Source organism: Dietzia maris (genome assembly GCF_036287335.1).
GTDB lineage: Bacteria > Actinomycetota > Actinomycetes > Mycobacteriales > Mycobacteriaceae > Dietzia > Dietzia cinnamea.
The window spans coordinates 3,338,792-3,351,663 of record NZ_CP143053.1 but is presented as its reverse complement, the minus strand read 5'-3'; the positions used below and the strand labels follow the sequence as shown (position 1 = coordinate 3,351,663).

General features: G+C 74.9%; 12 protein-coding genes. 8 read left to right on the top strand and 4 right to left on the bottom strand.

Going from position 1 to position 12,872, the window contains the following annotated elements; all coding sequences use genetic code 11:
• Positions 1 to 3 precede the first annotated feature (3 nt).
• Entirely contained in the window at positions 4 to 1,260 is a 1,257-nt protein-coding gene (locus tag VYL96_RS15630) for a glutaminase (RefSeq protein WP_131885902.1), read from the top strand.
• Between the two features lie 195 nt (positions 1,261 to 1,455).
• On the opposite strand, the gene VYL96_RS15625 is transcribed toward VYL96_RS15630, so the two are convergent.
• From VYL96_RS15625 to VYL96_RS15615, 3 genes are all read right to left on the bottom strand, one after another.
• Positions 1,456 to 2,385 (bottom strand): patatin-like phospholipase family protein, encoded by a 930-nt coding sequence (locus tag VYL96_RS15625; RefSeq protein WP_131885901.1) that lies wholly within the window; start codon positions 2,383 to 2,385, stop codon positions 1,456 to 1,458.
• Positions 2,386 to 2,569: 184 nt separating this feature from the next.
• Complete coding sequence (locus VYL96_RS15620) at positions 2,570 to 3,814, bottom strand: alpha/beta hydrolase (protein ID WP_063972465.1); 1,245 nt, start codon at positions 3,812 to 3,814, stop codon at positions 2,570 to 2,572.
• A gap of 2 nt (positions 3,815 to 3,816) precedes the next feature.
• Positions 3,817 to 4,251, bottom strand: coding sequence for a pyrimidine dimer DNA glycosylase/endonuclease V (locus VYL96_RS15615; RefSeq protein WP_007631546.1), 435 nt, complete (start codon positions 4,249 to 4,251; stop codon positions 3,817 to 3,819).
• 102 nt (positions 4,252 to 4,353) lie between these two features.
• Between VYL96_RS15615 and VYL96_RS15610 the strand changes: the two genes are divergently transcribed.
• Positions 4,354 to 5,031: a DNA alkylation repair protein gene (locus VYL96_RS15610; protein WP_007631547.1), complete on the top strand. Its 678-nt coding sequence runs from the start codon at positions 4,354 to 4,356 to the stop codon at positions 5,029 to 5,031.
• Positions 5,032 to 5,076: 45 nt separating this feature from the next.
• On the opposite strand, the gene VYL96_RS15605 is transcribed toward VYL96_RS15610, so the two are convergent.
• Complete coding sequence (locus VYL96_RS15605; RefSeq protein ID WP_231888877.1) at positions 5,077 to 6,192, bottom strand: glycosyltransferase family protein; 1,116 nt, start codon at positions 6,190 to 6,192, stop codon at positions 5,077 to 5,079.
• Positions 6,193 to 6,251: 59 nt separating this feature from the next.
• Here VYL96_RS15605 and VYL96_RS15600 point away from each other — a divergent pair, with 59 nt between their 5' ends.
• From VYL96_RS15600 to VYL96_RS15575, 6 genes are all read left to right on the top strand, one after another.
• Positions 6,252 to 7,127: a WcbI family polysaccharide biosynthesis putative acetyltransferase gene (locus VYL96_RS15600; RefSeq protein ID WP_131885900.1), complete on the top strand. Its 876-nt coding sequence runs from the start codon at positions 6,252 to 6,254 to the stop codon at positions 7,125 to 7,127.
• Entirely contained in the window at positions 7,124 to 8,182 is a 1,059-nt protein-coding gene (locus tag VYL96_RS15595) for a glycosyltransferase (RefSeq protein ID WP_063972469.1), read from the top strand. The genes VYL96_RS15600 and VYL96_RS15595 overlap by 4 nt, the downstream gene beginning before the upstream one ends.
• Positions 8,179 to 9,513: a glycosyltransferase family 2 protein gene (locus VYL96_RS15590; RefSeq protein ID WP_243699712.1), complete on the top strand. Its 1,335-nt coding sequence runs from the start codon at positions 8,179 to 8,181 to the stop codon at positions 9,511 to 9,513. Before VYL96_RS15595 ends, VYL96_RS15590 begins: the two co-directional genes overlap by 4 nt.
• Positions 9,514 to 9,642: 129 nt before the next feature.
• Positions 9,643 to 10,755 carry a glycosyltransferase gene (locus tag VYL96_RS15585; RefSeq protein WP_063972471.1) on the top strand — a complete coding sequence of 371 codons (1,113 nt, stop codon included), beginning with the start codon at positions 9,643 to 9,645 and terminating at the stop codon, positions 10,753 to 10,755.
• The gene (locus VYL96_RS15580; RefSeq protein WP_231888879.1) at positions 10,752 to 11,909 is read left to right on the top strand and encodes a glycosyltransferase; all 1,158 of its coding nucleotides are present in this window, start codon (positions 10,752 to 10,754) and stop codon (positions 11,907 to 11,909) included. Before VYL96_RS15585 ends, VYL96_RS15580 begins: the two co-directional genes overlap by 4 nt.
• A complete protein-coding gene (locus tag VYL96_RS15575; RefSeq protein WP_061228169.1) occupies positions 11,906 to 12,754 on the top strand; it encodes a glycosyltransferase family 2 protein in 849 nt (282 codons plus the stop codon). The genes VYL96_RS15580 and VYL96_RS15575 overlap by 4 nt, the downstream gene beginning before the upstream one ends.
• The last annotated feature ends 118 nt before the right edge of the window (positions 12,755 to 12,872 follow it).

Genomic DNA, 12,872 nt, shown 5'->3' with positions numbered 1-12,872 from the left:
GGCGTGAAGACACCGGTACCTGATTATCTGCTCGAGATCCGCGACGCCTGCTCGGACGGCGGGGAGGGCCGGCTCGCGGACTACATCCCCGAACTCGCGGCCGTGGACCCGGACCGGTTCGCGGTGGCCGCCTGCATGATAGACGGGGTCGTCTACACAGCCGGCGACGCCGACGCGGAGTTCACGATCCAGTCGATGAGCAAGCCGTTCGTCTACGCGCTGGCCCTGCGCGACCGCGGGATCGAGGCTGTCCTGGAGAAGGTCGAGGTGGAGCCGTCCGGCGACGCGTTCAACCAGATCTCCCTCAACCGGGGCACCGGCCGGCCGCGCAACCCGATGATCAACATCGGGGCGATCGCCACGCACACGCTCGTCGGCCCGCCCGGCGCCTCGGAGGACGAGCGCAACACGGTCATCGCGGACGGGTTGTCGGCATTCGCGGGTCGGCGGCTCGAGGTCGACGGCGCCGTGTGCGAGTCCGAGCTGCGCACCGCGTTCCGCAACCGCGCGATGGCCAACCTGGTCCGCGCCGGCGGGATCATCGACGGCGATCCCGACGAGGCCTTGCGCGGATACACGCGGCAGTGCGCCTACCGGGTTACGGTGCGGGACCTCGCCGTCATGGCCGTCACGCTGGCCACCGGCGGCGTCAACCCGGTCACGCGCGAGCGGGTGGTGTCGGCACCGGTCGTGCGGCAGGTCCTCGCGGTGATGACGACGTGCGGGATGTACGACGCCGCCGGCGACTGGATGTCCACGGTGGGGATTCCGGCCAAGAGCGGGGTGTCCGGAGGGATCCTCGGCGCGCTGCCCGGTCAGGTGGGGCTGGGGGTGTTCTCGCCGCGGCTCGACGAGCACGGGCACAGCGTCGAGGGCGTACGCGCCTTTGAGCGGCTGTCGCGGGAGCTCGAGCTCCATCTGATGAACACCACGGTCACCGAGGTCGAGGCCGTGCGATCCGTGCGGTTCGACGAGATCTCCGGGCGCCGGACGTTCCGCCTGCAGGGCCCCATGACCTTCGCCAGTGCCGAGCAGGTGCTGCGGCGCCTGGCCGAGATCCCCGAGGGGCCGGAGGAGGTGACGCTCGACCTCAGCCGCGTGTCCTCGGTCAACGCGAGCGCCCGGCGGATGTTGCTCGAGGCGATGCGGCGGTTGGCCGATGACGGGCACACCGTGGGCCTGGCCGACCCGGGCAGGCGCCTGCCGGAGCCGGACCTCGGCGACGGGACCCGCCCGGTCACGCGCCGCGCGGCGCGCTGACTGTCCCCGTGGTGCTCACCCGCCGTTGAGCCCGCTGACCGGGGCGAACTCGTGCCCCTCGCCGCCGGCGCGCGATGTTCCAACGTCCCGTAGCGACTAGCGATCACCAGGGGGTCGTGACGCGGACGCGGTCGGGGGATAGAGGGTGACAGCCGACGTCGAGAGGTCCAGTCGCATATCGCTGAGTCGGCTCAGTCACACCCCGGCCCCGTTGGCGGCGAGCGCCGACCGGACTGTCGCGGGAGCGGTGGTCATGGAGTGCTCGAACGCCTGCGTGCGGCGCGCGCCGTTCATGAAATGCGCGCTCAGGCCGGCGAGATCGGCGGGGGTCGGCAGGATCGGCACGACGGTCGTGCCGCGGGCGCGGACCGTGTCGATCTCGGCGTGCAGGACGGTCGACATCGGGCGGCGGATCATCCGGTACTCGAGCGAGCCACCGGGGCCGGGGATGCGGACGCCCGGTGCCGACGCCATCGGGGCGATGACGTAGATGAGGTCCACCTCCTCCGGACCGATGAGGTCGACCGAGGCGGTCGAGCCCATCCCGCCGTCGACGAAGATACGGTCCCCGATCGGCACCGGCGGCATCCAGCCGGGGGTCGCCCAGGACGCGCGCAGCGCCTCGCCGACGGTCGCGTGGGGCGACCCGGGTGCGCCGAACACGACCCGCTCCCCGGCGCGGACGTCGTAGGCCACCATCCGGGCCGCGGGGTGGGGGAGCCAGGCGCCGACCTCGAACTGCTCGGCGAGTCGCTGCAGCCACCCCGCGTCCGCGCGTCCCGTGGGAGCGATGCCGGTGAGGCCCGCCAGCCCGGTGCGCTTGCGCAGGAGGCCCGGGTTGAGCAACGGGAACCGCGGCAGCGGCGGCACGCTGGGCGGAGTGGAGGCGATGTGGTCCCGCAGCCTCGGGTCGGTGGCCCGGCCGTACTGCATGTCGACCAGTTCGGAGACGGAGACGCCGCCGGCGAGCATGGTGACGAGTTCGGCGCCCGCGGAAGTGCCGAGCATGACGTCGGCCTCACGCGGGTCGAAACCGGTCTGCTCGCCCAGGGCGTGCATTGCCGCGATCGCCCAGGCCGCCCCGATGGTGCCGCCGCAGCCGAGCACGATCGCCGTCCTGCTCATGCGTCGGCCCCCTGAGGTCTGCGACTCACGTCCGCGCCCACCATTCGTCGCGCTCGGCGCCGGTGACCTCGCGCGCGGTGTAGTCGCCGACCCGGGGGGGTTCGTATTGTCCCGTCAGCGGCATGAAGTCTCCTCGGATCGACGATGTCCTGGCAGTGAGTGGAACCTTACGCGGCCGGAGCACTCAGGCGTAACGGTCCGTGAACCGGGCGACCGCGTCGACCACCGCGAGATAGCGCGGCGAGCACACCGCGTCGAAGCCGTGCTGCGCGCCCGGCAGCTCGGCGTAGATCACCGGGTTCAGCGACCCCGCGCGCAGGTGCCGGACGAGCCGCCGCGAGCCCGTGACCGGCGTGTACGTGTCCAGCATGCCGTGGATGATCGCCACCGGCGGCGCCCCGGACGCCGGATGCCGCACGGGGTCCGAGACGTCCCGGGTCGCGGAGCCCAGTCGGCCGTAGTATCCGTAGAGCCCGATCGCCGCGGCCAGCGTGGTGTCGACGTGGTCGAAGCCGGGTTGAAAGCGTGGATCGTTCGGGGTCAGCGCGGTCATCATCGCGATGTGGGCGCCGGCCGAGCTGCCCGCGACGACGATCGGCGCATCGGCCGGGATGCCGTGCGACGGCCCCTCGACGCGGATCCAGTGGATAAGCCGCTTGATGTCCACCAGGTGCTGCGGGAAGCCCGACTCGGGGGTGGGTGACAGGGTGTAGGTCGCGCTGATGGCGGCCCAACCGCGGAGGGCGTGGTCGAACAGCATCGCGCGGGACTCGCGGCTCGGTGCGCCCGCGCGGAAGTGGCCGCCGTGGATGTGGACGAGCACGCCGCGCACGCCGCCCGCCCCCGCGCCGGACCCGCCCGCCCGCGACCCGGCACCGGTCCCGCCGTCGCCGGTAGGGCGAAGGTCTGCACGGGTGTAGAGATCGAAACGGTTCGCCACCGGGTCCGGACCGTAGACCATGCCCCGGCGGGCCCGCACCCCGTGCGGCGGCAGCGGCCACGGACGGACCAGAACCGTCGGCCAGGGCGTGCGGTGGCGTGGGGCGGAGCTCGTCGTCGCCGTGCCGCGCCCCTCCGTGCCGGCCTGCAGCGCACCGTCCCCCGGCGCCCGCTCCCGCAGCGCGCGGTCCAGGACGGGCCGCGCGGCGAGGTGGCGCGCGAGCACAAGCCCGAGCCCCGCGCAGGTCAGCGCGGCCATCCCCGCACCCACCACGTCGGACGGACGCCGCTCCCGGCGGCCCAGCGCGGTCGCGGTGGCCGCGCCCACGAGTGCGCCGATGTGCAGCGGCACCTCGAGCGCCGGCAGGCTTACCACCCACCCCGCGGTGGCGGCGGCGAACGGCCGACGGATCGGGCGCAGTGCCAGCGCCGTGGACACCGCGGCGGGCGCGACGAGCGCGGGCAGCGGGACGCGGATGGGTCGTGGCACGGTCACTCCTCGGGCAGGCCAGCGCGTTCCCAGGCCGCGACCGGCCCCGGGATCAGGTCGAACATCGGGTGCGGCCGCGGGGCGACGAGCCGGTCCAGCCACGGCGGGTCGCGCTCGATCACCTTGGCCCGCAGGTGCGCCCACTCCAGCGCGAGTTGGCCGTCGGTGAGCGGCAGGCGCTCGGGCCCGGGCGGCAGGACGACGCGCGTGCGGTCGAAGCGGTAGCCGCGCGCGTCGGCGGCGTCGGCGAGACCGTGCAGCCATGTGGCGATCCCCGCGACCGGGTCGGCGAGCGTGCGGAACCGCTCGAGCTGGGGATGCGCGCGATAGCCCTTCGTCAGCCCGCGGAGTACCTTCTGGGCCAGGAGCCCCTCGCGCCAGCCGGCGATGAGCGCGGCGCGGTCGAGCAGGTCGGGATGGATGCTCCACAGGCGCACCCCGGCGAGTATAGGGACGCGCCGCGTGGCGTTGGCCGGCGCGCGTGGCACCGGGCCGACAGGTGGCGCGGCGGGCGCGCCCGGAGGGGAAGGGACGAGACCATGACGACGACGACAACGCCGACGCTCGACGAGGTGATGGCCGAGCTCGCCGGTCTCGAGGACGCCCGGATCCGGGAGGTCAACGCCCGGCACGGTGACGACCACGGGGTCAACCTCACGGCGTTGCGGGCGGTGGCCAAGCGGGTGAAGAAGAACCAGCCCCTGGCGGTCGAACTGTGGGCGACCGGTGACTCGGCCGCGCGGCTGCTGGCGATCCTCGTGTGCCGGCCAAAGGAGTTCTCCGCCGTCGAGCTCGATGCCATGCTGCGTCAGGCCCGCACGCGGAAGGTCCACGACTGGCTGGTGGGCTACGTAGTGATGAAGGGCTCGCATGCCGAGGAGCTGCGCGTCGCGTGGCTCGGCGATGCCAATCCGGTCGTGGCCTCCGCCGGCTGGGCGCTCACCGCCGACCGCGTGGTCAAGAAGCCGGAGGGGTTGGACCTGCCCGGGCTGCTCGACGTGATCGAGGCCGAGATGGCCGACGCCCACGAGCGGCTGCAGTGGGAGATGAACACCTGCCTGGCGCAGATCGGCATCCACCACCCGGAGCTGCGCGCGCGGGCGCTGGAGATCGGCGAGCGGCTGGGGGTGCTGCGCGACTACCCGACGCCGCGCGGCTGCACCTCGCCGTATGTGCCCGAGTGGATCGGCGAGATGGTCCGCCGCCAGGAGGGCTGACGCCGCGCACTCCCGGCGAGTGGTAACAGACGCCGATTCCCGGCGTCAACGTCCTTGGTGAGTTCCAGTGGTCAGCGCTGCGCGGTAGATCGCGGCGTGGGCGGACGCGACGGCGGCGTCCTCGGCGTCCGGCGAGCGCGCGGGAGCCGGCGGGCCCCCGAGCGCGGTGCCCAGTGCCTCACGGAGCCCGGCGGTGTCAGGTGACCCGGCGTCGTACGAGGCGACGTCGTGGCCCCACTGCTCGACCAGATAGCCGATGCGCGGGATGACGGGCGGCAGACCCAGGTCGCGGCACAGCTCCAACCAGCCCGAATGCGTGCCGTGGCGGTGTGGGAGCACGAGGGCGTCGAACCCGGCGAGGGCAGCACACAGATCGGACTCGGGCAGGTGGTCGTGCGCCCGCGCCTCCACCTCGGGGCGGCTGGCGAGACGGTCGAGCGCGAGCGCGGCGGGATGCCGCGGGTGGCCGGGATCGCGGGCGGCGGCGAGGGCATCGGCGCGGATCATCACGATCAGCCGGGTGTGGGGCGGGAGCGCGTCGGCGAGCGCGGGCAACAGCTGCTCGGCCGCGACGCCTGCGCGCAGTGAACCGAGCACCACCCCGACCGTGCGGACGCGACCGGGGCGCCGGCCGTCGTGGCCGGCTGAGGCGCGGGCTCGGCGCAGCGGCTCGGTGACCGCGGCCGACACGAGGCGAGGATGCGGGATGACCTGCGCGTCGACGCCCCACCGCTTGCGGATCTCTGCGGCGGCGCCGACGGTCAGCGTGAGGACGGCGAAGGCTCCGCGGACGAGATGACCGGTGCGCTCGAGATGGGCGGTGGGGTCGGGCTCGTGCGGGTTGGTCAGATCGTGAACGGTCACCACCAGCGGCATCGCCCGCGCGCGCAGTGCCGCGACGAACTCTGCGATCTGACCGGGCGAGCGGTGCTCGTACCCGAAGTGCACGTGCACGAGGTCGGCGTCGTCGAGGACCTCGGGCCGCTCGGCCGCCTCCAGCGCCGGATGGGGCCACCAGCGGGCGGGCTCGGCCGGGTCGAGCACCGGGTCGTCGAGCACGACGACGTCGGCGGCGCCTCCGAGGGCGTGGCGGACGTAGTCGTGCCCGGCGGGCACGGAGCGGACCCGCATCGTCGGGGCGGGGGAGGCGCCAGAGTTCACCTCGTCACCGTGCCATGCGTCCCCGGCGCCGCGACCCCGGGCCTACTACTGTCGACGCGGTGACCACCCCCGACCGGCCGACCGTCATGGTGATCGGCAACTGCCAGGCCGACGTCTACCGCGACCTGCTGCGCTCCTCGGACGAGGTCCGGGTCGTGGACGTGCGGCCCGTGTACGAGATGACGGCCGCCGACCTGCCCGCCCTGCACGCCGACCTCGCGCGCACGGACGTGCTGATCATCCAGCCCGTCCGCGACGACTACCGCGACCTGCCGCTCGGGCATCGCCAGCTCGCCGCGCATCTGCCGCCCTCGGCGACGGTCGTCCTCGTCCCCGTCCTGCGCTACGCCGGTCTGCACCCGTACCAGGTGCTGGTCCGGCCGCCCCGCGACCGGTCGCTGACCCCGCCCCTTGCGCCGTACCACGATCTGCGCACGATCCTCGCCGCCGCGACCGGCGACCGCGGCGTGCTCGAGGCCGCGCCGACCGCCGAGCAGGCCCGGGCCGCCGCCCGCGAATCGGTCGAGGCCCTCCGGGTCCGGGAGCAGGCGCACGGCACGCTGACCGCCTCCGATCTGCTCGACGGATTCCCGCGCTGGCACACGATCAACCACCCCGACCGGCACACGCTGGCCACGGTGTTCGAGCGCATCCTCGAGCGGCTGCCCGCGGGGATGCTGACCGACCCGCCGCGGATCGGAGACCGAGAGCCCCTCGGCGCCACCCGCGCGCCCGTGGAGCCGGCCGTCGCCCGCGCCCTCAACGTGACCGGGCTCGACGTCACCGCGCCGGGCGACTGGCTCGTCGACGGCGCGCCGGTGCGCACTCAGGACATCATCGACGCGCATCTGGCCTGGTACGCGGCCACGCCGGGCGTCGTCGAGGAGGGCCTGCGCCGCCACGCCGACCGCATCGACCTGCTGGGGCTGCGATGACGGCCGCGGACCCCGCCACCGCCACGAACAACGCCGCCGACCCCGCCGCCGCGCGCCCCGGCGTGCCGCTGACCGTCGCCCTCGGCCCGCCCGAGCACGGGGTGACCCGCTTCGCCGTGGACAGCGCGCGCGCCGCGGGCACGCCGGTCCTCGAGGTCGAGGACGTGGCCGGGCTACCCGCCGCGCTGGCCGGGCGGGGGCGCGTGCCCGTGCACCTGCACATCGCCGACCCGCTGTTCGGCCGCACGCCCGGCGAGGCCGCTACGGCTGTGGAGTCTCTCGCCGCGCACCGGCCCGTCGGCGTGACCCTCCACGACGTGCCCCAGCCCGCGGAGGGAGTCGAGCGGTGCCGTCGCCGCACGCGGACCTACCAGAGCATCGCGCGCGCCGCGGGTCTCGTCGTGGTGAGTTCCGAGCACGAGCGGCGTCTCTGCGCGGACGCCCACATCGCCGTCGACGCCGTCATCCCGCTCCCCGTCCCCGACCTCGGGCCACCCGCCGACCTCAGCCCCGACGCCCGGTCGGTCGGGGTGTTCGGGTTCCTGCACCCGGGCAAGGCCGTCGACGTGGTCGCCGAGGCCGTCGCCACGCTCGCCGCGTCGGGCGACGAGGTGTCGCTCCGCCTGTTGGGCGCGCCCGCCGACGGGCACGACGGCTACGTCGACGCCGCGCTGGAGACCGTCCGCGCCGCCGGTGGCCGCGCCGAGGTGACGGGACGGGTCGACGACGAGGACCTCGCCCGCACCCTCGGCGAGGTGACGGTGCCCGTCGCCCTGTTCCGCAACGTGTCGGCGTCCGGGTCGCTCGGCACGTGGGCCGCGGCCGGCAGGCGCCCCCTGGTCTGGGACTCGGACTACATCCGCGAGATGGAGCACGACCGCCCCGGTTCCCTGCTCATCACCGACGGCTCCGGCTTCGCCGGCGACCTGCGGCGACTGCTCGACGATCCCTCGCCCACGCGGATCCCGCCCCCGCCGCCGGGGCTCGAGGAGCTCGGGCGCGCGTACCGCGCGGCGTGGGCGCGGTGGTCGGCGGAAACCGGAGGCCTCGCGTGACGCGGTCCGCTCCCGCGCGCGGCGGCGTCGACGTGGTGATCCCGTACTACCGCGACCAGCACATGCTCGACCGCATCCTCGCCGCCCTGCGCGGCCAGACCGGACTCGACCGGCACAGCGCGCTGCGGGTGATCGTCGCCGACGACGGCTCGCCCACCCCGCCGACGGTCCCACCCGGGGTGACGGTGGTGCGGCAGGACGATCGGGGCTTCCGCGCGTCGGCCGCACGCCACCTGGGGGCGCGGGCCGGGGACGGGGAGCTCCTGCTCTTCCTCGACGGGGACACCGTGCCCGGGCCCGACTACGTCGCCGCGATGTGCGAGGCGCTGGAGGGCCGACCCGACCTGCTCGTGGTGGGGCGTCGTCGGTACGGGCGCTTCCCGGACTCCGCGACAGCAGTAGAGCCCGCCGAGATCCTGCCGGACCCTGAGTGGCCGGCCGGCTACTACGCCGAAACCGAGAGCCTCACCCGGGGCGAGGACCTGTGGCGCGGCGTGCTGTCCGCCGTGTGCGGCCTGCACCGCCGCCTCTACGACCTGGCCGGCGGCTTCGACCCGGACATCGTCGGTTACGGCGGCGAGGACTGGGACCTCGCCTGGCGCTGCGAACAGGCCGGCGGCCGCCTGCGGTACGTCCCCGACGCCGTGGCCTGGCACGACGGGCCCGACTGGTCCGGCCGCGCCGACGCGGACGGGGAACGCGCAGACGGGGAGCGGGAGGCCGCCGCCCACCTCGCCCAGAAGAACGCCGAGACCGCGCGCCTGGCCCCGCTCATCGCCTCACCGCTCACCCGGCCGGCCGGCGGCATCTACGCGCTGCCCTCGATCGCCGTCCACGTCCACGCCGCCGACCCGGCGTTCAGCGGGACCGGCACGGCCGCCGCCACCAGCGCATCCCTGCTCACCTGGGGTGATGTCGCGGTGACCGTCGACCCCGCCACATCCGACGCCGCCGTGATCGCCGAGCTCTTCGCAGACGATCCACGCGTGGACCTCCGCTCGCGCAGCCCGTGGTGGCTCCCGGGGACGCCGGGGGCGGGTCCTCGTCGTCGTCCCCCCGTCCTCGTCGACATCCACCGTCCCTGCGCGCTCGGGCCGCTCGACGCGCGGCGGCTGCGCGCCCTGTGCCCACCCGAGGGGAGCGTGATCCTGGACGACGACGAGGGGCGCACCCTCGCGCGGATCCGCAGCTCCCGGGCCCTGGCGCGCGAGCAGGAGTGGGGCGAGCGGCCTCCCGCTGCGCAATCGATCGCCGCGTCGGGCGTCGGGGTCCGCAGCCTCGGAGGCGATGGCGCCGGTGTACGGCTCGAGCGGATCATCGCGGGCTGGTGACGGTCGGCCGGTGCGACGGGGGTGACGCGCCGACGACGCAGCGGTGGCGCGGGGGCCCCCGACAGGACACTATTCAATGTTCTGGCAGCGCCCGGACCGGTCGGGTGCCACGAGAGGACGAGGGGGGCTGTGGACGCCCGTAGCGAGCAGCGTCTGGACATCGCCGTGATCGGGCCGTCCCGGTTCCCCATACGGGAGCCGTACGCCGGTGGGCTCGAGGTCGTGGTGGCCAAGGAAGTCCGGGCCCTGCGCGCCCGCGGCCACCGGGTGACCCTGTACGCCGCCGCCGGCAGCGAGGGGCACGACCCGCGCTTCGAGTTCACCGCCATGGCCACCGCCACCGGCCGCGGCGACAGCTACTACCCGCCCGGCGGCTACGAGGCGGACTCCGCCGAGTTCGAACGCCTCATGGACCACGTCGCCGTGGCCGGGTACGACGTGGTGCTCAACCACAGTCTCAGCCACGTCCCGCTCGTGCGCGCCGCCGAGATGGACACGCCCATGATCACGACGCTGCACTGCCCGCGGCTCGAGCCCATGCAGGAGGCGTTCGATCGGCTCGGCGAGGCCACCGGTCATGTGCTCGCCGTGAGCAGATCCGTCCTCGGTACCTGGCGCGTGCCGCAGGGGGCCGACGTCCTGCCCAACGGCGTCGACCTCGCCACGTGGCGCCCCGGGCGCGCGACCGGATCCCTTCGCGCCGCGCCGCACCGTGCGGTGTGGACCGGCCGGATCGTGCCCGAGAAGGGCCCGCACCTGGCCGTCGAGGCGGCCCGGCTCGCGGGCATGCCGCTCGACCTCGCCGGCCGCGTCGGCGACGACCGGTACATGCGTCGAGTCCTGAGACCCCGGTTGCGCGAGGCCGGCGACCTCGTGCACCACCACGGCCCGCTGGGGCGCGACGCGCTGGTGCCGCTGGTCGCGAGCGCGGCCGTCGCCCTGGTGACCCCCTGCTGGGAGGAGCCGTTCGGACTCACCGCCGTGGAGGCGCTCGCGTGCGGCACCCCGGTCGTCGCCCTGGCGCGCGGCGGCATCCGCGAGATCCTGCGCGGGCAACCCGGCGTGATCCTCGTCGACCCCGGTGACGACCCGGCGTCCGCGCTGGCCGCCGGCATCCCGGCCGCGCTCACGCTCGACCGGGCCGCGACCGCCCGCGCCGCCGCGGCCGCGTTCTCCCACGACGCCCGCATCGACGCCCTCGAGGAGCGACTCCGGGCCCTACTGGTGGGCGTGGCGTCATGATCGGGATCTACGCCCACCACCACGGCAGCGGCCACGTGCAACGGGCGCTGTCGGTGGCCGCCGCGCTCGACGACGAGGTCACCATCCTTACCTCCGCCCGCATCCGCGACGATGCTGTTCCCGATCCCGGGCGCGTCCGGGTCGTCACGCTGCCGTTGGACTACGACGAGGCCGAGGGCGGCGCGGGTCCGGACGCGACCGCTGGGGGACGGTTGCACTGGGTCCCCCTCCGCCACGCCGGGCTGCGCCGCCGGATGGCCATACTCGCCGAATGGATCGACCGTCACACGCCGACCGTGTTCTGGTCGGACATCTCCGTCGAGGTGACGCTCGGCGCCCGGCTCACCGGTACGCCAGTGGTCTCCACCGTGCTGCCGGGCCGCCGCGACGACGCCCCGCACCTGCTCGCCCACGGGGTCTGCTCGGCGTTGGTCGCCGGGTGGCCCCGCGCGGCCGGCGCACCCGTGCCCGCCGGGGCCACGCGGCCGCTCGTGCCCGTCGGCGGCGTCTCGCGGTTCGCCGGTCGGGACCCGGGCGCCGGCCCGCGTCCGGGCGAGCGCCACGGGGAGCGGCCCCGCGTGCTGCATCTGCGCGGTTCCGGCGGAGGCGGCCACGATGGACGGTGGGATGCCGTGCGTGACGAACTCGGTGAGGTCGACTGGATCTCCCTCGGCGGTCCCGGCGGCCGCTGGGTGGCCGACCCGTGGGACGAGCTGTGCCGCGCCGACGTGGTGATCAGCGCGGCCGGGCAGAGCTCGATCGCCGACCTCGCCGCCGCCGACGCGCACGTCGTCGTGGCACCAGAGGAACGGCCCTTCGACGAGCAGGACGCCACCGCGGCCACCCTCGCCCGGCTGGGCCTGGCCGAGGTCGTGCGCCGCGATGACCCGGTGGACCAGCTGGTGGGAGCCGTCCGGCGCACCCTCGAGGCCGCCCGCTCCTCGTCGGGCGCGGGCTCCGGGCTGCGCGAGGCGTGGGAGGTCGACGGCGCCGCCGAGCGGCTGGCCGGTCTCCTCGAGGCGGTGGCCGAGGGGCGGGAAACCGGAGTCGAGCGGCGCGGGCCGGAGTTCGCCGGGCGCGAGCGCGGGCGGGAGGCCTCCGGGCGACAGCCGGTCGAGCGGCCCGCGGAGCCGACGGTCGGAGCGGCGCGATGACCACCGCGGCGTCGATCGCCGTGGTGACGGTCTGCACGCCGGGCCGCGCCGAACACCTGAGGTCCCAGCGCCGCGCGATGGCCGCGCACCTGCCCGGTGCCCGACACGTGGTAGTGCTGCCCGACAGGCCCGGCGGTCGGGATCTGGCCGCCGAGCTCTCCGCCGAGGGCGTCGAGATCGTGGAGTTGCCCGCCGGCCCCGACCTGCCGATCGCCCGCAGCCGCAACCTCGGTGGCGACCGGGCGGCCGAACTGGGAGCCGACCTGATCGTCTTCCTCGACGTGGACTGCATGCCCGGCCCCGAGCTGGGTCGGCGGTACTCCGAGATCCCCGACGGCGCCGTGGGACTCGGGCCGGTGACCTACCTTCCGGAGTCCGCCGGAGCGCCCGATCCGGCCGACCTGCCCGCGTTCACCAACCCGCACCCGGCCCGACCGTTCCCCTCCCGCGGCACGCGGCGACTGGAGCCCGACGAGTTCGGGATGTTCTGGTCGCTGTCGTTCGCCGTGCGGCCGGGCCTCTGGCTCCGGTTGCGCGCGGACTTCGGTGGGTTCGACGAGGCCTTCACCGGGTACGGCGCCGAGGACACGGACTTCGGCCGCAGGCTGCTCCACCGGCGCGTGCCGGTGATCCTGGTGGCCGGCGCGCACGCGTACCACCGGTGGCACCCGGTGGCTGATCCGCCGGTCGACCACCTGACCGACCTGCTGCGCAACGGCGCGCACTACGCCGCGCGGTGGGGGAGCTGGCCCGCGCCGGGCTGGTTCGAGAAATTCGAGCAGATGGGCCTGGTGCGCAGAGTCGGCGACGGCTGGGAGGCCGTGCCCGGCGCGACCGGTGACTGAGCGGCGCGGGCGCGGGGCAGCGCGACGAGAAGAGCGTCCCGCACACGATTCCCGAGTGGGGGTGTGCGGAACGCTCTTGTCGATGGAGTGGGCCGGCGCGTGGCGTCGGCGTTCCACG